The 20914-nt window shown below is 41.4% G+C and carries 17 protein-coding genes; 6 read left to right on the top strand and 11 right to left on the bottom strand.

The features are described from left to right. Positions 1 to 139: 139 nt before the first annotated feature. Positions 140 to 1033 carry a PhzF family phenazine biosynthesis protein gene (locus IUZ65_RS20035; RefSeq protein ID WP_229638256.1) on the bottom strand — a complete coding sequence of 298 codons (894 nt, stop codon included), beginning with the start codon at positions 1031 to 1033 and terminating at the stop codon, positions 140 to 142. 113 nt (positions 1034 to 1146) lie between these two features. On the opposite strand from IUZ65_RS20035, the gene IUZ65_RS20030 reads away from it, so the two are divergent. Then, positions 1147 to 2040 carry a LysR family transcriptional regulator gene (locus tag IUZ65_RS20030; protein WP_195705788.1) on the top strand — a complete coding sequence of 298 codons (894 nt, stop codon included), beginning with the start codon at positions 1147 to 1149 and terminating at the stop codon, positions 2038 to 2040. 2 nt (positions 2041 to 2042) lie between these two features. Here IUZ65_RS20030 and IUZ65_RS20025 read toward each other — a convergent pair whose 3' ends face one another. After that, positions 2043 to 2933 (bottom strand): LysR family transcriptional regulator, encoded by an 891-nt coding sequence (locus IUZ65_RS20025; protein WP_195705787.1) that lies wholly within the window; start codon positions 2931 to 2933, stop codon positions 2043 to 2045. A 221-nt stretch (positions 2934 to 3154) separates the two neighbouring features. On the opposite strand from IUZ65_RS20025, the gene IUZ65_RS20020 reads away from it, so the two are divergent. Continuing rightward, positions 3155 to 3832 (top strand): glutathione S-transferase family protein, encoded by a 678-nt coding sequence (locus IUZ65_RS20020; protein WP_195705786.1) that lies wholly within the window; start codon positions 3155 to 3157, stop codon positions 3830 to 3832. A gap of 242 nt (positions 3833 to 4074) precedes the next feature. On the opposite strand, the gene IUZ65_RS20015 is transcribed toward IUZ65_RS20020, so the two are convergent. Continuing rightward, on the bottom strand, positions 4075 to 4779 hold the full coding sequence (locus IUZ65_RS20015; protein ID WP_195705785.1) for a DUF445 domain-containing protein: 705 nt from the start codon (positions 4777 to 4779) through the stop codon (positions 4075 to 4077). A gap of 141 nt (positions 4780 to 4920) precedes the next feature. Then, positions 4921 to 6774 carry an ABC transporter ATP-binding protein gene (locus IUZ65_RS20010; RefSeq protein WP_195705784.1) on the bottom strand — a complete coding sequence of 618 codons (1854 nt, stop codon included), beginning with the start codon at positions 6772 to 6774 and terminating at the stop codon, positions 4921 to 4923. Positions 6775 to 7170: 396 nt separating this feature from the next. Between IUZ65_RS20010 and IUZ65_RS20005 the strand changes: the two genes are divergently transcribed. Continuing rightward, entirely contained in the window at positions 7171 to 8139 is a 969-nt protein-coding gene (locus IUZ65_RS20005; RefSeq protein WP_195705783.1) for an arginine deiminase-related protein, read from the top strand. A gap of 109 nt (positions 8140 to 8248) precedes the next feature. On the opposite strand, the gene glgX is transcribed toward IUZ65_RS20005, so the two are convergent. Continuing rightward, positions 8249 to 10210 (bottom strand): glycogen debranching protein GlgX, encoded by a 1962-nt coding sequence (gene glgX / locus IUZ65_RS20000; RefSeq protein ID WP_195705782.1) that lies wholly within the window; start codon positions 10208 to 10210, stop codon positions 8249 to 8251. A gap of 474 nt (positions 10211 to 10684) precedes the next feature. Here glgX and IUZ65_RS19995 point away from each other — a divergent pair, with 474 nt between their 5' ends. Next, positions 10685 to 12022, top strand: coding sequence for a carbohydrate porin (locus IUZ65_RS19995; RefSeq protein ID WP_195705781.1), 1338 nt, complete (start codon positions 10685 to 10687; stop codon positions 12020 to 12022). A gap of 70 nt (positions 12023 to 12092) precedes the next feature. Further along, the gene (locus tag IUZ65_RS19990) at positions 12093 to 12911 is read left to right on the top strand and encodes a MalM family protein (RefSeq protein WP_195705780.1); all 819 of its coding nucleotides are present in this window, start codon (positions 12093 to 12095) and stop codon (positions 12909 to 12911) included. Positions 12912 to 13108: 197 nt separating this feature from the next. Here IUZ65_RS19990 and IUZ65_RS19985 read toward each other — a convergent pair whose 3' ends face one another. Continuing rightward, entirely contained in the window at positions 13109 to 14905 is a 1797-nt protein-coding gene (locus tag IUZ65_RS19985; protein ID WP_195705779.1) for an alpha-amylase family protein, read from the bottom strand. Between the two features lie 264 nt (positions 14906 to 15169). Between IUZ65_RS19985 and IUZ65_RS19980 the strand changes: the two genes are divergently transcribed. Next, positions 15170 to 16303, top strand: coding sequence for a tetratricopeptide repeat protein (locus IUZ65_RS19980; protein ID WP_195705778.1), 1134 nt, complete (start codon positions 15170 to 15172; stop codon positions 16301 to 16303). A 98-nt stretch (positions 16304 to 16401) separates the two neighbouring features. On the opposite strand, the gene sstT is transcribed toward IUZ65_RS19980, so the two are convergent. The 5 genes from sstT to IUZ65_RS19955 form a co-directional block, all read right to left on the bottom strand. Continuing rightward, positions 16402 to 17613 carry a serine/threonine transporter SstT gene (gene sstT / locus IUZ65_RS19975; RefSeq protein WP_195705777.1) on the bottom strand — a complete coding sequence of 404 codons (1212 nt, stop codon included), beginning with the start codon at positions 17611 to 17613 and terminating at the stop codon, positions 16402 to 16404. A 259-nt stretch (positions 17614 to 17872) separates the two neighbouring features. Further along, entirely contained in the window at positions 17873 to 18922 is a 1050-nt protein-coding gene (rsgA, locus tag IUZ65_RS19970) for a ribosome small subunit-dependent GTPase A (RefSeq protein WP_195705776.1), read from the bottom strand. 324 nt (positions 18923 to 19246) lie between these two features. Further along, positions 19247 to 19699 (bottom strand): copper chaperone PCu(A)C, encoded by a 453-nt coding sequence (locus tag IUZ65_RS19965; protein ID WP_195705775.1) that lies wholly within the window; start codon positions 19697 to 19699, stop codon positions 19247 to 19249. A 71-nt stretch (positions 19700 to 19770) separates the two neighbouring features. Further along, the gene (locus IUZ65_RS19960; RefSeq protein ID WP_195705774.1) at positions 19771 to 20382 is read right to left on the bottom strand and encodes an SCO family protein; all 612 of its coding nucleotides are present in this window, start codon (positions 20380 to 20382) and stop codon (positions 19771 to 19773) included. Next, positions 20379 to 20804: a hypothetical protein gene (locus tag IUZ65_RS19955; protein ID WP_195705773.1), complete on the bottom strand. Its 426-nt coding sequence runs from the start codon at positions 20802 to 20804 to the stop codon at positions 20379 to 20381. The genes IUZ65_RS19960 and IUZ65_RS19955 overlap by 4 nt, the downstream gene beginning before the upstream one ends. Between the last annotated feature and the right edge of the window lie 110 nt (positions 20805 to 20914).

Raw genomic sequence — 20914 nt, 5'->3', positions numbered from 1 at the left:
ACCGTCACTTATGGTGCTCAAATTTGTAGAAAGCTTTACACTGTAAATAGAGGGAACTGTTCAAAGAATAAGGACATTCGCATAAACGTCACTCTATTCATCCGTAGAAAATTTTCGTTAGCATTGAGCATGTACCCGCTTAAAATAACAGTTTTACTTTCTTTACTTTGCCAACATTCGCACGGCCTCCTGCCATTATTTGGGTAAGTTTCTCTTCCTCAACGATCAAATTGACAATGATTTCACTTTTTGACGCGGGCGTCATGAAATAACCTTGTTCGATCACTATTTGCGGTACTTTGAAATTCATATGGTCAAATAGATAGGCGGCTAAACTGCCTGCAGCCATGCCAGTAGCCGACTCTTCAGGAATGGCGTAAAGTGGCGCAAACATGCGCGCAGAGATATCGTGATCAGGTTCCACGGCATCAGTGGTGAAGGCATAAAAACCGACGAGGTTAAACTTCTCACTAATCCTATTTATAGCATCTAAGTTAGTGTTGATTGCTTGCAATATGAGATTGTTCTTAAGCGGAATGACAATAAAAGAATTCCCTGTGTTGGACACCATAGGGCGATACCCTGTTTTCAAGTCATCAAGGTTTAAGGACAGGGATGTCATGACAGCCAAAACCTCGTCATCGTCTAGCTCGGTATAAAATTGAGGTTTTTGTTCCATAAATGCCATCCCATCTTGCAGGATAATATCTCTTGTTCCGTCGATGGTTTCTTTAGTTGCATACCGCTTGTTCAGTTCGTTACTTTGCGACAGATAAGAAAAGGTCGCGACGGTCGCGTGGCCACAATGGGCAATCTGTCTATTGGGAGTGAAAAACTCCAGTTTACGATCGGCGATTTGTGAATGGGAAACAAAAGCGGTTTCAGCATACTCAGCGAGCCTCGCGATTTCTTGTTTCTGCTCTTGACTGTATTGATCTGCGTTGAGTACCACGCCAGCTGGGTTACCACCAACGCCTTTAAAAGTGAATGCTTTCACTTCCATTACCGATACTTCGTTAACTGCTTCAATCATTATTGCCTCTGCAATTCATTTTGTGTACTTGCATAAAATATATTAGAATCTTAATATCGTGTAAAACGAATATATTCGATATCATTAATCGAAATTGTCGATAGTAGGAGCACATGGACACTAAACAACTAAGAACTTTTCGCTCTATCGCCCGTAACCTGAGTTTTTCTAAAACCGCGGTAGAGTTAAATTTTGCCCAGTCCACTGTATCCGCACAAATCCGTACACTGGAGAACGAACTGCGTTTAACGCTGTTTGATCGTTTGGGTAAAAAAGTGGTGCTGACTGACGCTGGAAAAAGTGTGCTCCAATACGCTAACCGTTTTATGGCTATCGAAGAGGAGTTTATTGAATCGTTAAAAAGCACCACGAAAATTTGCGGTGAACTCAATATTTACGCGCCAAATACTATCTGTGTTTACCACCTACCACAGGTGTTGGCTCAGTTTCGAGATCAACACCCCCAAGTTAACTTTAAGCTTCGAGCCCACTTCGGTAGCGCCCGCGCATTAACAGAGCTAAAAGTGGGTAACATCGATCTTGTCATGGTTATGGAAGAAAATTTTAGCGACCCTGAATTCAATATGACGGCATTACGAGAAGAAGAGTTAGTCTTTGTCTGCCATAACAATCACCCTCTGGCCAATCGTCGATTATTAGAGCTAAGCGATCTGAAAGATGAGAATTTTATTCTCACGGAACCTACCTGTGGTTACCGTGCTGTTATCACCCATGAGTTTTCGAAGCTAGGCCACAAGTTGGATCCTGTTATGTGGTTTGATAATGCAGAGGCTATAAAAGAGTGTGTAAAGAACAATATGGGTATTTCCTTCTTGCCCAAAATTTCGGTCGAAGCGGATATTATGTCGGGGAAGTTAAGACAGCTTGATGTGCGACAAGGGTTTGATAAGCGTATTCAATTGCAATTGATTACGCACAAAGATAAATGGATTAGTCCCGTTCTGAAGGCGTTTATCGCGGCACTAAACGAGAGCTTCATCTTATAGAGTTAGGGCAACATATAGGATGTTCCTTCTATACTTGCTATATGTTTTTTTAATGACTTGCAGAGAAAATCAATTAAGACTCTCACCCTCGCGTTGGCTGCCATATCTTTGTGGGCTAATATCCATATCCAATCTCTAGCCACTGGGTCTACGTTGGATATACGACGAATCCCTTCAGTGTTATCACCAATGAAACAAGGCAATGATGCAATGCCCATGTTTTGTCTAATCGCTTCAAGTTGAAGCACATCTGAATATAGATCCCCTTTAACGGGAATATCAGGATAGTTTGCTTTCCAAGCCCAACTGAGGTGACGGTCAGCACTCCCCCAGCCAAGCCAATGGCAGGTTTCAGGTTCGTTTACTAAGTCGTGCATAGCAAGGTAGTGGTCGCTAGCATACGCGGCCCAATGAACTTTTGCGACTCGCCTACCCGAAAGTGAATCTGCTGGGTTGTTAACGAATCTTACCGCCACATCTGCTTCACGGTTTGCAAGATCGCTCATGGTATAGGCCATGTGAATTTTAAGATTAACGTTTGGGTAGAGTTCTATAAACGTGTGTATATCGGGCATTAATAAATGTAATGCAAATCCATGGGGGATGGTTAAGCAGATATCACCTTCTAGTCGAATATCCTTGCCTGCTAATTCTGTTTCTATCGTATTAAATTCCTGATTGATCAGCTGTGCGGAGCGATATAGCGATTCACCCGCTTGAGTTAACGAATAGCCAGCGGATCGGCGATCAAATAGTTTCATCCCTAAGTCATCTTCAAATTTTTTTATGCGCCTTGCCACTGAGGTGTGATGAATTTGCATTCGTGATGCCGCTTTCTTCAAGCTTCCCATATTCGCAATCGCCAAGAATACTTTCATGTCGTCCCAATTCATGTACACCCGTTCCTTATCTCAAAGTATTTATTTTTAAGTGATTAGCTGGATTACAGTGGGTGCATTTATGCATCTACTAATCGCAAGATTACGTACTATGATGCAATTATGCAACTCTATAGAATGACTTAGCAGATAATCTCAGCTTTTACCCTTCTTGAGTCTAATGACCAATTTGGCAAAGTTATTGTCAGTTTTTAAATCATCAAAAGGATTAAACTATGTCTATAAAATTTTATGCAGATCCGGGTTCTGGTAGTTGTCGAAGAGTAAGTGCCGTCATAAACCATCTTAATATCGATGTCGAAGAAATCTTTGTTGATCTGCTTGCTGGTGGGGGACAACAACCGGAGTTTCTGAAGATCAATCCTACCGGTATGGTTCCAGTTATTGTGGTCGACGACCCTGTTCAAGGTGAAATTATCTTATCAGAGGCGGCCGCCATCATGTTGTATCTGTGTGAGCAATATGGTGATTCAGAGCTGCTACCAAATAACTCACGTATGCAGGTTCTTAAATGGATGTTTTGGGCGGCAGAACATTTTCGTCAGGCGGCTCCCATTTACTTTGAAGAAAATGTCGTTGCTCCATTAATGGGGAATCAAGCGAATGACTCACGTTTAATCGAGGCGGATAATTTGTTGAAACGTCACGGTAACATATTAAACAATCACTTAGAGGGTAGGGCGTTTGTTGTCGGTGATCATGTGACATTAGCTGATTTTGATTTAGCGGTGGCATTGAGTCAGATGTCTCGTAGTCACGCGCCATTTGCTCAGTTTGAACATATTATGGCTTGGGAAAAAAACCTGTATGACAATGTGAATGCATGGAAAACAACAGGTGATAGGTTACAACAGAGAATGAATACAGCGCTAAAGAGCAATAACCCAGAATGAAAATGATGCGCTCCAACGAGGGTATGAGTTTTGCGGTGCAGAAGCATTGCCATCATTTACTTGTTTGGACGTAATCAAAGTACCTGATAGTGAAAACAGTCATTGAAAGATCAATGACTGAAGGTATTAATTTAATTTCTATTTTTGCTCGTTTTGACTAAAAGCCCCGGTAAAGGTTGTTGTTACCGGGGCTTTAATTTGTTTTTGCGATGACTGTTTTTTCTTCAATATAGGCAGGATTATTAGGCTATAAAAGAAGAGATAATACCAATTATTCCACCAAATACACCGCCCCAGACTACAAGCCAACCTAGGTGCTGTTTTATCATATCTTGTACCATCTTCTTAACCAGTTTTGGAGTGAGCTCGTTTAAGCGCTGATCAATGATGTTTTCGATATTCGCTTGAATCTCATCCATCATTTGTGGCTGTTCGAATTGGTCTTTAAGTGCCTGTTTAACCTCTTCGCTTTGACTGATTTCTATCACTGATTGCTGCATTTTTTCAACAAATGGTTGCTTCAGCGGTAATAGTGCTTCGGTACCACCAACCATGGTAAGCATGCCTCCGAATGAAGAATTGGCAATAACGTCAACGAGCGATTCAAAGGTCGGTTCGAAATCGATGTGGTTAATGACGGGTGCCAAATCGAGTTTTTTGCCGCCAATAATTTCTTGAGTGAGAAAACGGTCGATGTTCTCAGTCGTAAAGAATTGTTCCATCATCAAACTCTTTATCGCAATTTTGAATTCTTCAAATCGTGCAGGTATGACGCCAGAGCCATATAACCCTGGTACTTTTTCAAATAGCATGTGTACGGCTAGCAAGTTGGTGATCGCACCAGAGAAGGCAAAAAGCCCAGCATACAGTAGAATTTGATTATCCGATTGGTAGCCAGCAGCGAGTAAACCTAATGCAATAAGGTTAGTGATAAAACTTTTATTCATATTTTGCTCAAGAATCTGTTGTTCAAGTAATGATTGAGCGAGATTTTAGAGAGTAAAAGAATAGATGTGAAGTAATTTAATCATAGAGTCTTGATACCTTGTTAAAAAGGCGACTGTTTAGGTCGCCATTCACTGTGATATTTATTCGGGCTTATCGGGGTTTTCTTCCTTACCAATAAAACCGCCGGTTTGATGCGCCCAAAGCTGAGCATAAATACCATTGCCTTGAATCAGCTCTTGGTGCGAACCTTGTTCAACGATTTGTCCTTTATCTAATACGATTAGCCTATCCATTGCTGCGATGGTAGAAAGGCGGTGTGCTATGGCAATGACGGTTTTACCTTGCATTAGTTCGATCAGGCTTTCTTGTATTGCCGCTTCTACTTCTGAGTCTAGTGCTGAAGTGGCTTCATCCAAAATAAGCAATGGTGCATCTTTTAGAAGGACTCGCGAAATCGCTACTCGCTGGCGTTGACCACCAGATAGCTTAACACCTCGCTCACCAACTTGAGCATCGTACCCGCTGTTTCCATGCGGATCCGTTAGGGTGTCGATAAACTCATGAGCCTGCGCTTGAATGGTGGCTTTTAGCATCGCTTCTTCGCTCGCATCCGGTTTGCCATAGAGTATATTTTCTCTGATAGAGCGGTGCAGCAATGAGGTGTCTTGGGTTACCATGCCAATATTGGCACGTAAAGAGTCTTGGGTAACCTCTGATATGACTTGACCATCGATCTTTATTTGTCCACCTTCCACATCATGGAAGCGTAACAAAAGGTTAACTAGTGTTGATTTCCCTGCGCCAGAGCGACCAACTAATCCAACTTTTTCGCCCGGCTTTATATTCAGATTCAGGTGGTTGATAACCCCTTTATCTTTTTCACCGTAATGGAAGCTTACGTTATCAAATTGAATGCCACCCTTATCAACTTCAAGAGGTTTTGCATCTTTGTTGTCTTCTATATCAATGGGTTTTGAAAGCGTGGAAATGCCGTCTACCACGGTGCCCATGTTTTCAAATAACGCACCGACTTCCCACATTATCCACATCGACATGCCGTTTATCCGTAAGGCCAAACTGATCGCGATGGCAATTGCGCCAATGGTGATCGCGTTTTCCATCCAAAGAAAAATAGAAATCGCGGCGATCGAAAATACTAAGAAATAGTTGGCAATCTCTACACAGATATTGAAGCCTGTCACTAAGCGCATTTGTCGATAGACCGTATCCAAGAAACCGTCCATGCCCTCTTCTGCGTATTTGGTTTCTCGTTTACTGTGAGAAAATAGTTTGATCGTTGCAATATTGGTATAACTGTCCACAATTCTACCCGTCATGGTAGAACGGGCATCGGCCTGTTCGGAAGCGACGGATTTGAGTTTTGGAACAAAGTAAAACTGAATGCAAATATAGGCGGCTAACCAAACCAACATAGGTAACATTAATCGCCAATCGGCTTGAGCCAACATGACCACAATAGAGGTAAAATAAACGATAACATAGACAAAAACATCCGCGGTTTTCATCACGGTTTCTCGCACCGCAAGGGAAGTTTGCATCACTTTTGTGGCGACACGTCCTGCAAAATCGTCTTGATAAAATGAGAGGCTTTGTTTTAATAAGTATCGGTGCGCCATCCAACGAATAGACATTGGATAGTTTCCAAGCAGGCTCTGATGGATCGTCAGTGAGTAGATGGTAACGAGTATTGGCATCACAACCAGTAACACTAAACCAACTGCCCAAAGTGTGCTGCTATTCTCTTCAAGAAAGGTGTCTGGGTTACTGGTCGAGAGCAAATCGACGAGTTCACCCATAAATCCAAAAAGTGAAACTTCAATAATGGCAACAATGGTACTGAGTGACGCCATTAATAGCAGCGGTTTTTCGAAACCACGAGTATAGTGCCGACAAAAAGCAAAAACACCGGTTGGTGGTTGTTGTGGTTCTTCTTCTGGGAAGGCTTTTGTTAGCCCTTCAAAAAACTTATACATTCGGTCATCCTCTTCCCATCTTGTTGTTGTTTTTTCTTCAATAACGAGAAGAATTCGTTGAATAATAGATGGGTTATTTTATCAACACACACTACCCCAAACTTAAAAAAAAGGACATTATTTTCCATTTCATGTTGAATGTGCATATTTGCGTAATAATTATGCTTACCTATGGATAACTCAGAACAAGAAGAGGCATTTATAACACTGTGAGTGAATAGATATGCTTAGGTGTAACACTGTATTAACAAGGTTTGCTTATGTTAGTTACCGAATTTGCTCTCTATGGCAGCGAAATCGCTTAGTTTGTTCGTGTAAATGGTGTCAAATTCAGTTAAATGACATTTAACCTTCTGTTTACAATCGATGTAATGAATCTAAAATGGATATTTATGAATGAACTCAACTCAATCAATGCAGTATTTGCAAGGTGTCCGTTCACTTCAAAATGCGAATTGTGTGGTGATGGTGCCGCCGAAAGAGTTTTGCTATAACGCAGAAACAGCAGAAGATAATGAATTTCAACACCGGGTCGAATTGAGTGCACAGCAGGTTCGTGAAAACGCAATGGCGGAATTTAATTCGATGGTAGTTGGCTTGCGTGCAGAAGGTGTACAGGTTGTTGAATTTGACTACCCTGTCGCGGAAAGAGAGACGCCTGATGCGGTGTTCCCAAACAATTGGTTTAGTACCACGTCGACAGGTGAGTTGTTTGTTTTCCCTATGGCGTGCACAAATCGTCAGTTGGAGGTCCGCCCAGAGGCCTTAGCTAAAGCACTTGTTGATTCAGGTCGAAGGGTAGGCTCTCATTCATCATTGGCTTCGTTTATTGAGCACAATGCTTATTTAGAAAGTACTGGTGTGATGGTGATGGACCACATTAATCGTACCATCTACGCGGCGTTGTCTCACCGTTGTGATAGAGAAGTATTAGAAGAATACGCTCAAAAGGTAGGGTATGAACGCGTTATTTCATTCCAAACCGCATTGCCTTCCGGTCAGCCGATCTATCACACGAATGTGATGATGGCGGTAGGGGAGTCATTTTGTGTCATTTGTGATGAGCTTATCCCTGAATTTGAACGTCGCTTTGTAATTAAGTCTCTAGCGAAAGATAAGCAAGTGATCTCTATCTCGCTTGACCAGATGAATCACTTTTGTGGCAATATTCTTCAACTAGAAAATGCCAATGGCGATAAAGTGATTGCCATGTCTCAATCAGCATTTGACGCTTTTACCTCTGCACAGAGAAACCAACTATCGACCCATGGCAAACTACTACCTTTTGATGTGTCAACCATCGAAAATATAGGTGGTGGCAGTGTTCGGTGCATGTTGGGTGAAGTGTTTTTACCAAGAAGGTAAATAAATTGAGCTCGAGGTAGGGATATACTACTGTGCACTAAATTTAACGCTGATTAAAACAGAAAACACCTGCGTTTGCAGGTGTTTTTAATTGATGAGCGATGTCATTTTACTTTGCGGTTGAATGGAGTATCGCTAACGACATCGGTGCCATTAATACATCACCCTCTGCGTGACGATTGACTACTTTATCCATACTGGTATCACAAATCGTCACCCAGCGTTGATTGTAGTTGTTTGGTAGCTTGAAACGAGCTGGAGCGGTGGCTTGGTTGATCAGATAGATCAGCTCGTCACCTTCTTGCTCGATCCCAAGGTGCAGAGCGACGGAATTCTGCGTGTTCCAATCGTCATGTTCCATATGTTCGCCATCAGCTCGACGCCAGCCAACTCTGTTTTGATTCCGTTGTTCACCACTAAATGCCCTGATGAAGGGAACCATATATTGTTGGCGTGCTGCTAACATATCGCTGATCCAAGCCTTAAACAGATCGATACGATTACATGACCGCCAATTAATCCAACTCAACGGACTATCTTGGCAATAAGCGTTGTTGTTACCATTCTGTGAGTGAGATTGAACATCTGCGGTCATAATATGAGGTATACCGAACGCAAATAGCAGACTGGCGATAAAGTTACGCTTTTGCTTCTCGCGAACGGCCTTTATCATCATGTTGTCGGTATCGCCCTCAATACCATAATTATCAGAACGGTTATCACCGTGTCCATCATGGTTATGTTCACCATTTGCATCGTTGTGCTTGTGGCGATATGAGACAAGATCTTGTAGCGTAAATCCGTCATGGTAGGTGATGTAGTTGATGGTTAACTTTTGAGGCCAACGACTTGCACTATATAGATCTCTTGAACCCATGATTCTGGTGGCAAATTCTTTTAGATACCCATCATCACCACGCCAGAAACTACGGGTAATATCGCGGAATTTATCGTTACACTCATTCCAACCATCTGGAAACCCACCCACTTGGTAGCCGTTTGGCCCGATATCCCAAGGCTCTGCAATAAGTTTCACTTCTCTTAGTACTGGATCTTGCGCTACCGATTTGAAAAATGGGGAATGATAGTTAAAGCTATCGCCATTTCTGCCCAACGTTGCCGCAAGGTCAAAGCGAAATCCATCGACATGAAACTCTTCCACCCAATATCGCATGGAGTCCATTACTAAATTAAGCATCGGTTGATGCATTAAGTCAGTAGTGTTGCCGCAGCCAGTGTAATTGGCGTAGTGGGGGCCATGTTTTATATAGTTGCGAGGGTCGAGCGCTTTAAGATTAAAGATCACCCCACCTTCTCCTCCTTCAGCCGTGTGGTTGTATACGACGTCGAGAATCACCTCAATACCATGACGGTGTAACTCACGAATAGCGGTTTTTAGCTCTACAACCGCATCACTGTCTGCATATCTTGGGTCAGGAACCATAAACAGATAGGGGTTGTAACCCCAATAGTTCACTTTTCCCATTTTTAGAAGGTGTTCTTCATGCATACATGCAGCCACAGGAAGGAGCTGAAGTGTAGTGATATTCTGTTTTTTGTAAAAATCGAGCATGGTACTGCTTGCCAAGCCTAAATATCTTCCCTGTTCGGATTCTATTAGACCTTGATTTAGTTTTGACACACCTTTGACGTGAGTCTCAAACAATACGGTTTCTTCCCTTGGTATTCTAGGTGGCTCAGTACCTTGCCAATCAAATGCAGGATCAATCACCACACATTTACTCATCCCCCAACTTTTTTGGTTTGAATAAGGTGTAGCGTAGTGTAATGGTTTCTCTAATGCCTTCGCGTAAGGGTCTGATAAAAGAAGGCTTTCTCCATCGTGTGTGGTAATTGCATAGCCGTATTTTTGACCTGCTTTTACATTCGGAATGTAGATATGTCGTATGCCGGCATACTCATTGACGAGCGGAAATAATTCATATTCATCATCGTTAGCAAATATGGCCAAAGATATGTCTGGGCAATTGGGCGCATGGATAGAAAAATTACATCCATTGCCGTCTAATGTAGCCCCTAAAGGGTGAGGCCGTGAGCGTGTGTCTGTCATTATTTATTCTTTTTTTATAAATTGTTGGCTTGTTGCGAACTTCAAGTAAAAAGGGATGTCGAACAATAGTCAACACATCATATGTATCCATAGTAAATTAATTCTATGTCTCAATAGTAATTTATTTTATTTTTTTTCTGCCTAATGGGTAATCGCAGATATATATTGAAACATGATGACATTAACACTTTGTACAGTGGTTTGGCTCCTATTCAGCCTCTCCTACCCCCATATTTAGTGATCCAGTATACAAAATCATCTCTAATCTAATTTTCTACGCCTCTCTACTCCCCCGAAAATTCGCGTAGGGCGGAGGAAGTCATCCGTTGTCCGCTTACTTATTATGCCTATCGTTGAAACAAAACGGGAGGCGACTCCCAGACAAATTCTTTTTTAATGGTTTCTTTTGTTCTGCCTTTCAAAGGAAATCTAGGAAGTATAAGAAACATAATTATTCGTTCAGGAGTTGACGAGATGAAAAAAGTAAGCGTAATTGCTACAGCAGTGGCAAGTGTATTATTTGCAGGTTCTGCTTTAGCAGAAGATAAAGTAACTGAAGGATGGACAGTAAATGGTTATGGTCATCTTCTGTATAACGTAGGCCAGTCTTTGGCTCTAGAAGAGACTTACCACCATCGTCGCGATTACCGCGCTGCGGGTGCCGCATTCTCTGGTAACCCTACTCAAGTAGAGTTTACTGTGACAAAAGGTAATAACTACGAAAGCGGTGCTTGGTCTAAATATGTTCTGAAAACAGAATACGGTAATAACGAAGGTGGTAATGGACGCGGTTTCTATACGTCGTCATCGGGTAACGAAGGTCATTTAGAATCTGGACAACTTGAGTTTAAAGAAGCCTATGTTGAACTAGGCGATTTGTCTTATTTTGCTGAAGGTCTGAGCATGTGGGCAGGTCAGCGTTACCTAAACCGCCAAGCGGGTATTATCACAAAAGAATTCTGGAAACAATCCTCTGGTGTTGGTACGGGTCTTGAGTATAACAACGCTGGTGTTGCAATTTTGTCTGCTGATCCAGGCGAAGGAAGCTGTACTAATCCTAATGGTGCAGAAACGAGCTCGAAGCAATGTAATTTAGATGCAGATGGCGCTAGCACAACAGTCACTTCTGCTGATTTTTACTACTATGGTGTGGAAGCATTAGCGGGTCGTTTTGATTTTGACCTTAAGCTAATGAGTCGTACAAACGTAGACGAAGCATCAACGGCTGAAAACGGTGTAGGCGCTGCAATTACTTATTCTCGTGACTACTACGGTTTGGATGGTTGGACGACGACTGCTTTAACCTATGGTCAAGGTGTGGCGGCTAACCGCGGTGTTAACTTTGGTCAGTGGAGTGGTAATTGGCAGAAAGACGATGAGTCGATTTTCTTCACTTCTTACGGTGTTGTAAATATTTCTGAAAACGTACAACTAGGTACTGAAGTCACTTACTGGGATCTATCTAACTCAGAAACAGATTCGGTTTGGGGTTCAGATGATGGATTGTCTCGTTTATTCTTAGGTGTAACACCATCATATAAAGTTAACGAAAACTTCCGTATGGAAGCCGTGTTAACATATTCAGTCGAAAGTATCGGTAAAGCGGAAAACTGGGGTCGTGAAGACGCAGATACAAGCTTCTATTCAGCAACTTTGGCGCCAGTATTTACTGTGAATTCAGATTACTGGGGTCGTCCACAACTTAAGCCTTACGTAACATACATGTCTTCAAGCGACAGCGGTTACGAATGGTCTAAAGGTGGCGACGATAGCGAGACTCGTGTTGGTATCGAAGCTGAGATTTGGTTCTAAGGTATTTAGAATAAATTGAGTATTAATAGGCGGCCTGAGAAGGCTGCCTACATTAGTTTTAGGAGTTTGTATGAAAAAAACAGTGTTAGCTTTTTTATTTGGTAGTGTACTTTTTGGTTGCGCCTCTAGTTCAGACGAAGTGAATAAGACTGATTTAACAGTTATCAATGCAGAGGTGTGTTGCTCTAGTTATTCTGATTTTTCATGGACTCAACTAAGTACAACGGAAGAGATTGAATTTCAAATTGACGACTCAACGCCGGTGTGGCGCTTTCCGGAAGGTAAAAGTCATTTTGCTTCATTTATTTTCGCTGAGAAATCTAGAACGGTGGAGATAACGTTAAGCAGCAAAATGAAAGAGAAGTCGGTTTTAGCACCGAAAGTAGTCACGTTAGACAACCGCTTTAATGTCGTTGACGAATATGATTTAGACGATTTCAAGATAAAGTATTCTGATGCTTTTAGTCAAAATAGGTATGAAGCGACGATTACCTTCGACGCAAGTAAAACACCTTATCTCATCATATATACTCCTCAGGATCAGATTGGCCATAAAATCACCATCCCACATCCTGCGAAAGTGAGAGCAATCAATAGTGGCGACCCATTACCTATCGTTACAGACCTCAAATATGAACATGGCTATTTAGGTGAGTTGGAAATAAAGCTCAAAACTTTATCCTTAAATAACTCGGTTAAGAAGGTCTCTCCGAAGGCGATTTCTGTCGCTCAACCTGAATCTGTTCTTTTTTATGAAACGGCCATTAAGCAAGCAGTAAAAGTTGGTGACATCCCTAAAGCACTAGCACTTCTTGAAGAAGCTAAAGCATTAAATATAGAAGGTGCACAAGAAGCCTTTGTTAATGCGATTAATAGTCAGAAGAAATAACCTTGAATTAATTCGTTAAGCGGTGACGACTATGAAGTCGCGGCTTAACGAATAGTAAAAATACCTGCCCTTATTAAGTTCTGTTTTACGCTCAATACCTGATAGTGACCACTCCAAACTCTGAAAGAACGATTGAACTCAATCTTGAAGAAGTGACCACCAAATGAGTGAAGCATTCTTTTAACTACTACCATTTTTTATATTTCGAATGCATAGGCGGCAAGGGGTGGCAGTTGTAGTTCCATCTCTCCTATACCCTCAGCCACTTTTATTTCAATTATTCGTTGATGCTCAATCTTTTCCTTGAAAATATGGAGCCCATTTGTCAACGATAACTGCTGAATCAAAAGGGTAGGGACGACCAATGTTTGTTTACAGTGTAAATCTGCACTGAAATTTACCGCGACAATGACGGTATGCTCGTCTTTCTGTCTGGCGAATAGAAAGATGAGGTCCTTCATTGGGCCCAATTGGTCAGAAAGAGGGCTATATAGGTCGATATAATTCCCCAACAGAGCTGGACTGTTTAGGGAATAGTTGAGGACTGAGCGATAAAAACCCCTAAGTTCTTTCTCTGTGCTACTTAATAGAACGCCATCAAATGCGCCATTATTGAACCAACGTTGGTGATGAGGTACGCCAATATAGTCAAAAATAGAGGTACGTGAGGGCTGCCCAAACCCTCCATTTTCTGCGCCGGGTTCTCCTACCTCTTGGCCAAAATAAATCATGGTAGGCGAACTGCCTAGTGTTGCAGAAATTAACATTGCTGGGCGAGCCAGATCAGCATTGCCTGCAAATTCGGGTGAAGCAATGCGTTGTTCGTCATGGTTTTCTAAAAAGTGCAACATATGATGCTCTATATCAGCCAGTGTCTTCTGAATTTGAACGATAGATTGTACCGATTTCTTTTTTTGTATTATTGCTTTAAGCGTGTCGTAAAGGTCCACTTTGTCGTAAAGATAATCCATCTTGCCTAAATGAATAAATTCTCGATAGAGCCTCGGTTGGTATACTTCCGCTAACAAAAATGCATCCGGTTTTTTGCTTTTTATTGTTGAGTTTAGGAAGCTCCAAAATTCAACGGGTACGAGCTCCGCTACATCATATCGGAACCCATCAACGCCCTTGTCTATCCAAAATAATGCAATGTCTCTAAATTTCTTCCATGAATCAGGAATTGATTGTTTTTGCCAAAATTCATTATGTTCTTGGTAACATTTGTCGGCGAATTCAGTTGGAAGAATTGGAAAATCTTTACTGCCGTCTGGCCTAATTCCATAATTAATCTTTACGGTTTCGTACCAATCATCACAATTCGGTTTGGCAGAGCGAGACCCATTACCTGTCCATTTAGCGGGATATTCAACATATGGATGCATCAACGATGAATGTGCTTCACCACCTAAAGGGATTTGCCCATCCGGACGTTGAAATGGTTCGTTTGCAATGTAATAAAAATTATTGTCTCTGTGATACTCAAGATCTGTATTGTCACTTTCTCCAAAATCTAAAACAGAATCGGGATTATTTAGGCCATGGTATTGTCGAGCAACATGGTTCGGCACGATATCGATGATAACCTTAAGACCAACATGATGAGTTCGCTCGATTAAGGCTTTAAACTCATCCATTCGTTTTTCAATATCATTAGCAAGATCCGGGTTTACTTGATAATAATCTTTTATGGCGTAAGGCGATCCCGCGCGTCCTTTGACGATCGAAGGATGGTCATCACGAATACCTATATCAGAGTAATCGCCTATCAGAGCATGATGGAGTACGCCAGTAAACCAGATATGAGTAACACCAAGTGTTTTGATTTCTCTTAGTGCTAATTCAGTAAAATCGGCGAACTTACCTACTCCATTTTTTTCTTTGGTGCCCCACGCAGTATTTTCGTTTCCACTATTTCCAAAAAGGCGTGTAAAGACTTGATAAATAACTTTTTTATTTAATGAATTGGACACTTTCGGTCTCTCTAAATCGCTCATGTGTTCAGTGCAATCCCTCTAATTATGGTTTATTCGTGTCAAAAACTGATTTTATGCGAAAATGGCACAATACTATTTATATACAAAATGCATTGGTTCTGGCACGAAACCCGCATGACTAGGTATAGAAAAAGTCGTCAATAGTTTATAGTGTTTCTATTGTTAATAATGCCTTGTGCGTTTAATAAATCATACGAAAGATAAGTTGATAGGAGCATCGTCAACGTATCATTGCTCATGTTGTAAAAGGCTGCAGATAAGTTTATGAATTTTATGACCATTGCTGTTGGGGTTACAGGTATATCGCTTATCCTAATTGTTGGCTGGATGACGTCACTATCCGTCAAGAAAAAAAAGCTTTCTGAAGAAAAAATAGAGCGCGAGCGCGCATATCGAAGGGCCATAGAACGACAACGCGAGGAAGAGAAAAAAGAACGGCTGTTTAAGGCAGAAACTGGCCATATACCGACGCAGCTATTTTTAGCTAAAGAAGCAGAGATTAATAACCCTAGAGAAGCGCTTCATTGGTATGAACAGGCCGCAGCGCAAGACAACGAGATGGGTATGTACGGTGTGGTTCGAGTGTGTAGTCGTGCAAAAGAAGATATTGTTCTTATTGAAAAATCCAAGTTTTGGCAGATTGCGATTGAAGCTCACAATGGAAATCATCTTGCTAAATTTGAAATGGGCAAAGCATTAATTGGCGGACAAGGCATCGAACCAAATATAGATAAAGGTATCGAGACTATTGAAGAGGTTGCCAATAATGATCATATTGAAGCGCAGATATACATGGGTGATTGGTATATTGCGGAAATGAACATGCATCCCAACCCCAAATTGTCAGCAGAATGGCATTTTAAAGCCGCTCAGAAAAACAGCCCAGAAGCGCAAATAAAACTCGGAGAGCATTATCGCGATGGCATCGGAGTAGATAAGAATATTCATCGAGCGACGTATTGGTATGAGGTTGCTGCTGAGCAAGCCAACCCGAGAGCCCAATATTTTGCAGGGGATGTTTGGATAGGCAGAGGAGCGAAAGGTAATGCTATTGCCTACTTATGGCTTTTTCTTTCTGCGTATTTTGGATATGAACCTGCCAAAGCGAGACGAGATGATGTTGGGAATATTCTTGGTGTTGATGCCGTTGTAGGGCTTCAAGAAATGGCTAAGCCTCTGCTGAGAAAGTTAGCAGACGGTGCGATTGAAAAGCATGCGATGATCAAAGCACTAAATAAATTGTATAAAAGAACCGCTTATTTTCCTGAAATAGATGGCAATGAGTTTTTGGTATATGAAAATAATGGTAGTGAACCTAAACAGAAAAAGTCTGAAAAGAGTAATAAGGATGATGGTGAAGGGCTAGACTTCTCCTTCTCTCTCATTGACAAAAATTAAGACTCCTTCTTTTTACAACGGCTTGATGGAAAGAATGTATAGTCGAAAAAAAACCAGCCCCAAAATGGCTGGTTTTTTTATGTGTTAAGCGTAAACGGTTACGCTTGTTCTGATTTACACACTGCCGCTGTAAATACAACGTCTGTTGAACTGTTTAGTGCTGTCTCAGCTGAATCTTGAATAACACCAATAATAAAGCCAACACCGACAACTTGCATGGCAACATCATTTGAGATACCGAACAGGCTACACGCTAATGGGATAAGTAATAAAGAACCACCCGCTACACCAGATGCACCACACGCCGATACAGAGGCAACAATACTTAGAAGTAATGCAGTAGGAAGGTCAATACTAATGCCCATTGTATGTACTGCTGCAAGAGTTAATACCGTAATGGTAATTGCTGCTCCAGCCATATTAATGGTGGCACCTAGAGGAATCGATACGGAATAAGTATCTTCGTCTAGTTCTAGTTTTTCGCATAAAGCCATGTTCACTGGAATGTTTGCAGCACTAGAGCGTGTGAAAAATGCGGTCACACCACTTTCGCGTAGGCATCTGAATACAAGTGGGTACGGATTTTCTTTGGTTTTAACCCAAACAATGATTGGATTGACAATAAGCGCGATAATGAGCATAGCACTTAGTAGAACAACAAGAAGCTGAGCATACCCGGCCAATGCTGAGAATCCAGTTGTAGCGAAAGTACTCGCCACTAGACCAAAAATACCAAATGGTGCTAGGCGGATAATAAACCGAACGATTTGTGATACGCCGTGACTTAAGTCTTCAAATACCGCTTTGGTTGTTGCAGACGCGTGATGTAATGCAAGACCAAGTCCAACAGCCCATACAAGAATACCGATATAGTTCGCTTCTTGTAACGCGTTGATTGGGTTATCAACTAACTTAAATAGAAGGGTATGAAGAACTTCTCCGATACCTTGTGGAGGTGTCGTACCTTCAGCACCCGCGACTAACGTTAAGGTTATTGGGAATGCAAAGCTTAGTAGAACGGCAGTAAGCGCTGCTGAGAATGTACCTATCAAATATAAAATAATGATAGGACGCATATGTGTCTGTTGCCCTTGTTTTTGGTTGGCAATAGAAGCTGCTACAAGAATGAATACTAAAATTGGAGCGACAGCTTTTAGTGCACCTACGAATAGGCTACCTATTAAACCGGCATCTTTGGCATTTTCTGGCGAAATAGTCGCGAGTACTACACCGAGTACAATACCGACTAAAATTTGGAGCACAAGATTGCCACTAGCAAATCTTGCGATGAGGCTGTTGTTGTTTTGCATGGAATTACCTAATTATTATTTAGAATTTGTTATGTCGAAACCCAATGTCTAACGCATAGGTAATCGACCTACATATATTATGTTAGATAGAGAATCTGTCTATAATTAAGTCATACTTTAATCAAATAATGATGATAATTGTGAGTAAGTTAGATGTTTATATTCTCTAACTGTTAAGGAATGGTTAATGAATTGATAAAAAGAAACCCGAGTAGACGTTATCCGCTCGGGTTTCTTTTATTTGCTATGCAACAATAGGTTAATTGTCATCCCCTTTTTTTCTATCTCTGCTTTTGCTCTGCACGGTTCGGTACATTTTACTTAGTTGTTTGTTGTGTGCTCTCTGTTCCGATATCGTCGCACTATTTCTTGCTTGTTCTCTCATTAGCTTGAAATAGTTGTCCACTCTACGTGGATCGATTGATTCGGAATCGAGTGCTTTTTGAATGGCGCAACCTGGTTCGCCATGATGTTGGCAGTCTGAAAAACGACACTGTTTGGCAACGCTCTCAATATCTGAAAACGTTTCGCTTACGCCTGATTCGCAGTCTGTTAGTTGTAACTCTCGCATTCCGGGCGTGTCTAGCAGTAATGCACCCGATGGCATCATGTGCAGTGTTCTTGATGTCGTCGTATGCCGACCTTTGCTATCGTCTTCTCGAATAGAGCCAGTCGATTGTAGGTGATCATCTAACAAGGTGTTCACTAAAGTCGATTTTCCGACACCGGAAGACCCCATAAATGCGACTGTCTTGCTTTGTTTACACCAATCAAGCAATCCGGCGGTGCTATCGTTATCTAATGCGTTAACCACTTCGATCATAAGCATATTATCAAGTGCTTGGACTTGTGCTTTTTTCTCGTCGGTATCATTACATAAATCGGCCTTGGTGAGCACGACGACAGCCTCAACCTCGGCATCATGGGCGATAGATAAATACCGCTCTATTCGGCTAAGATTGAAATCTTGATTAAGTGAACAAACAACAAAAATAGTATCTATGTTCGCTGCAATAAACTGTTCTTGTGCCTTTGGTCCTGCTGCTTTACGTCGAAACAGTGAATGCCTGTCTAACAGTCGAACAAATTGATCCGAACTATCTAGAAGTACCCAATCGCCAACGGTCATTTGAGGAAGCGAATGATGGATAGGTAATGATAACAAACCGACTTCACACAATAGCTCATAACCGGAGCGATGGTGTGCTGAGACTCGAGCGATACGGTTGTGTTCGTAGTCTTCTAACGTAAGTTGTTGTTGGAAAAATGGCTGCCAACCAAGTTGTGGCAAAGTGAAATTTGAATTCATTATATAAACCCTGGATGTCGCTATGACTATCTGTTTCATTGATCAGGGGTGAATAACGATTACTTCAATCTCATTTGATAATTTCAAAATGTGAGTATTGAATATAGAAGCTTAACCCCGGTAAATTACATCACCGGATAATAGGAAGGATAAAGCAAATAAACGCGCTTAACTCTTAGCCATTACCGAGTGGGTTCTGATTACAATCATTGTGTGTCCTCCATTTGTGACTTTGTTTTTAACTCAAAGAGAATGATAGCAAAAGAGAGGTGCATTATGAAACCTCTCTTTTATTCTATCGTGATTTGACTAAAAAGGTTGTCGTTAGTGCTTCATCTTCATCCCTTGCATTACCTTTTTAATTTTCGCGGTAAAGGTTTGGCTTTCGCCGTTCGCAAAGTTAATCGTTACGTCGATCTGTCCATCTTCTTTAAAGTCTTGTTTGAGTTCAAAGAGCATGATGTGTAAGCCACCAGGCTTTAGCTCGGTCGTTCCCATTGCTGGGATACTAATCGTGTCTACTTGACGCATTTTCATTACGTCACCGTCCATAACATGGGTATGAAGCTCAACTTTCCCTGCGGCTGGTGTCGACGCTGAAATAATGTTTTTTTCGATTGAGTCTTTGTTTGAGACAACCAAAAAAACGGCACTTGTAGGTGCATTAGGTGGTGTTGCTCTGGCGTAAGGGTGTTGAATTTCCACATCAGATGCCAAGGCAAATGACGAGAGGAATAGCGATAAGGTTGAGGCTAAAAGTACACGTGTTTTCTTCATTTTAATTTCCTTATAATTTGGCGAATGTTACCTTCGCTTCTATATGATTTTCTGATTGCTTTTAGTTTCAGTTATTCGGTTTTGAGTACATCTTCGATCGCGGCAACTATTGGACTTGAGTTCATGGTGTGGGCGACTTTGGTGATCAAAGTCCCATCCGGTTTTAGGAAATAGAAATAAGAGCTGTGATCCACTACATAACCGATAGCAGAATCTTCTAATTCTGTTTTTCTAAAAATGACACCATAGTGATCCGCAACAGGTTTTGTTGTCGCCATAGGGGCAGAAAAACCTTCAATATTGGCATGGAAGTATTGTGCATATTGATGGGCTGCGTTCGCTTCATCTCTTTCAGGATCGATGGAGATAAACATAGGTCTAAGTTGCGCCAATTGTCCTTCATTAATGCTGCTAAGCGCTCCGGATAACATCGCCAGCGATGTTGGGCAGACATCTGGACAGCGAGTGTAACCAAAATATACGACTCGAATTCTGTTGTCGGTGACGTCAAATATGTGTGTTTCAGTATCATCTTTACCGTTGAATACGGGGTCCTTAATGATCTGCATAGCCGCTTCATTTTGTTTCTCTAGAGCAACATCATTTTGCATATCCATATATACTTTTACGCTGTAGCCAAGCACAAAGGCGATAACTATAGCTAAAGACCAATTTCTACTCATCTTTCCATCCTAATTGCGGCATAAACTTCTTTATTACCGTCGGTCAATGTTCCTATCCATGTCATTTTATCTTGTGTGCAAACGGGCAACATTATATTGCCTATGTATCTGCCGCTTGATTGTTTAGTTAACTGGTATTTAGCGATACCCATATCCATCTCGAAACCCTGAAGAGAGAGCAGTAAAGTATCGCTAGTGGTGTCTTCCCAATTAACCTCAATCATGCTTTCCACCAATGGTTTGGCAAGGTCATGTTCGAGAGTGATTGTTACACCGTCTTGTTGGCATGCTATGGTCGAGACCATACAATATTTGTCGAGACTGATGGGCTCTGCTTCTTGACTGATTGACTTGACTAGATCCGGTACAACATAACCAAGCGCAATCGCGCCAAATATTAATAGTATTTGAATAATCTTCATCGTGGGGATTATCGTGTTGAATAAGTTAATATATTATCATGATGATAGAGATAAATGACAACTGTTGTGAACAAGTTGTGAATTTTGATGGAAAATAGAACGTATTTAAA

The organism is Vibrio sp. VB16 (genome assembly GCF_015594925.2).
Taxonomy (GTDB): Bacteria; Pseudomonadota; Gammaproteobacteria; order Enterobacterales; family Vibrionaceae; genus Vibrio.
Note: the sequence above shows the minus strand (reverse complement) of the source record. Positions and strands in the feature narration are given on the sequence as shown.

Coding starts and splice junctions, on each gene's coding strand:
- IUZ65_RS20015 (WP_195705785.1), bottom strand. CDS start 4,779: ATGAATAAAAGTTTTATCACTAACCTTATTGCATTAGGTTTACTCGCT.
- IUZ65_RS20030 (WP_195705788.1), top strand. CDS start 1,147: ATGGACACTAAACAACTAAGAACTTTTCGCTCTATCGCCCGTAACCTG.
- IUZ65_RS19985 (WP_195705779.1), bottom strand. CDS start 14,905: ATGAGCGATTTAGAGAGACCGAAAGTGTCCAATTCATTAAATAAAAAA.
- IUZ65_RS19965 (WP_195705775.1), bottom strand. CDS start 19,699: ATGAAGAAAACACGTGTACTTTTAGCCTCAACCTTATCGCTATTCCTC.
- glgX (WP_195705782.1), bottom strand. CDS start 10,210: ATGACAGACACACGCTCACGGCCTCACCCTTTAGGGGCTACATTAGAC.
- IUZ65_RS19960 (WP_195705774.1), bottom strand. CDS start 20,382: ATGAGTAGAAATTGGTCTTTAGCTATAGTTATCGCCTTTGTGCTTGGC.
- IUZ65_RS19980 (WP_195705778.1), top strand. CDS start 15,170: ATGAATTTTATGACCATTGCTGTTGGGGTTACAGGTATATCGCTTATC.
- IUZ65_RS20010 (WP_195705784.1), bottom strand. CDS start 6,774: ATGTATAAGTTTTTTGAAGGGCTAACAAAAGCCTTCCCAGAAGAAGAA.
- IUZ65_RS19995 (WP_195705781.1), top strand. CDS start 10,685: ATGAAAAAAGTAAGCGTAATTGCTACAGCAGTGGCAAGTGTATTATTT.
- IUZ65_RS19990 (WP_195705780.1), top strand. CDS start 12,093: ATGAAAAAAACAGTGTTAGCTTTTTTATTTGGTAGTGTACTTTTTGGT.
- IUZ65_RS19955 (WP_195705773.1), bottom strand. CDS start 20,804: ATGAAGATTATTCAAATACTATTAATATTTGGCGCGATTGCGCTTGGT.
- sstT (WP_195705777.1), bottom strand. CDS start 17,613: ATGCAAAACAACAACAGCCTCATCGCAAGATTTGCTAGTGGCAATCTT.
- IUZ65_RS20035 (WP_229638256.1), bottom strand. CDS start 1,033: ATGATTGAAGCAGTTAACGAAGTATCGGTAATGGAAGTGAAAGCATTC.
- IUZ65_RS20020 (WP_195705786.1), top strand. CDS start 3,155: ATGTCTATAAAATTTTATGCAGATCCGGGTTCTGGTAGTTGTCGAAGA.
- rsgA (WP_195705776.1), bottom strand. CDS start 18,922: ATGAATTCAAATTTCACTTTGCCACAACTTGGTTGGCAGCCATTTTTC.
- IUZ65_RS20025 (WP_195705787.1), bottom strand. CDS start 2,933: ATGAATTGGGACGACATGAAAGTATTCTTGGCGATTGCGAATATGGGA.
- IUZ65_RS20005 (WP_195705783.1), top strand. CDS start 7,171: ATGAACTCAACTCAATCAATGCAGTATTTGCAAGGTGTCCGTTCACTT.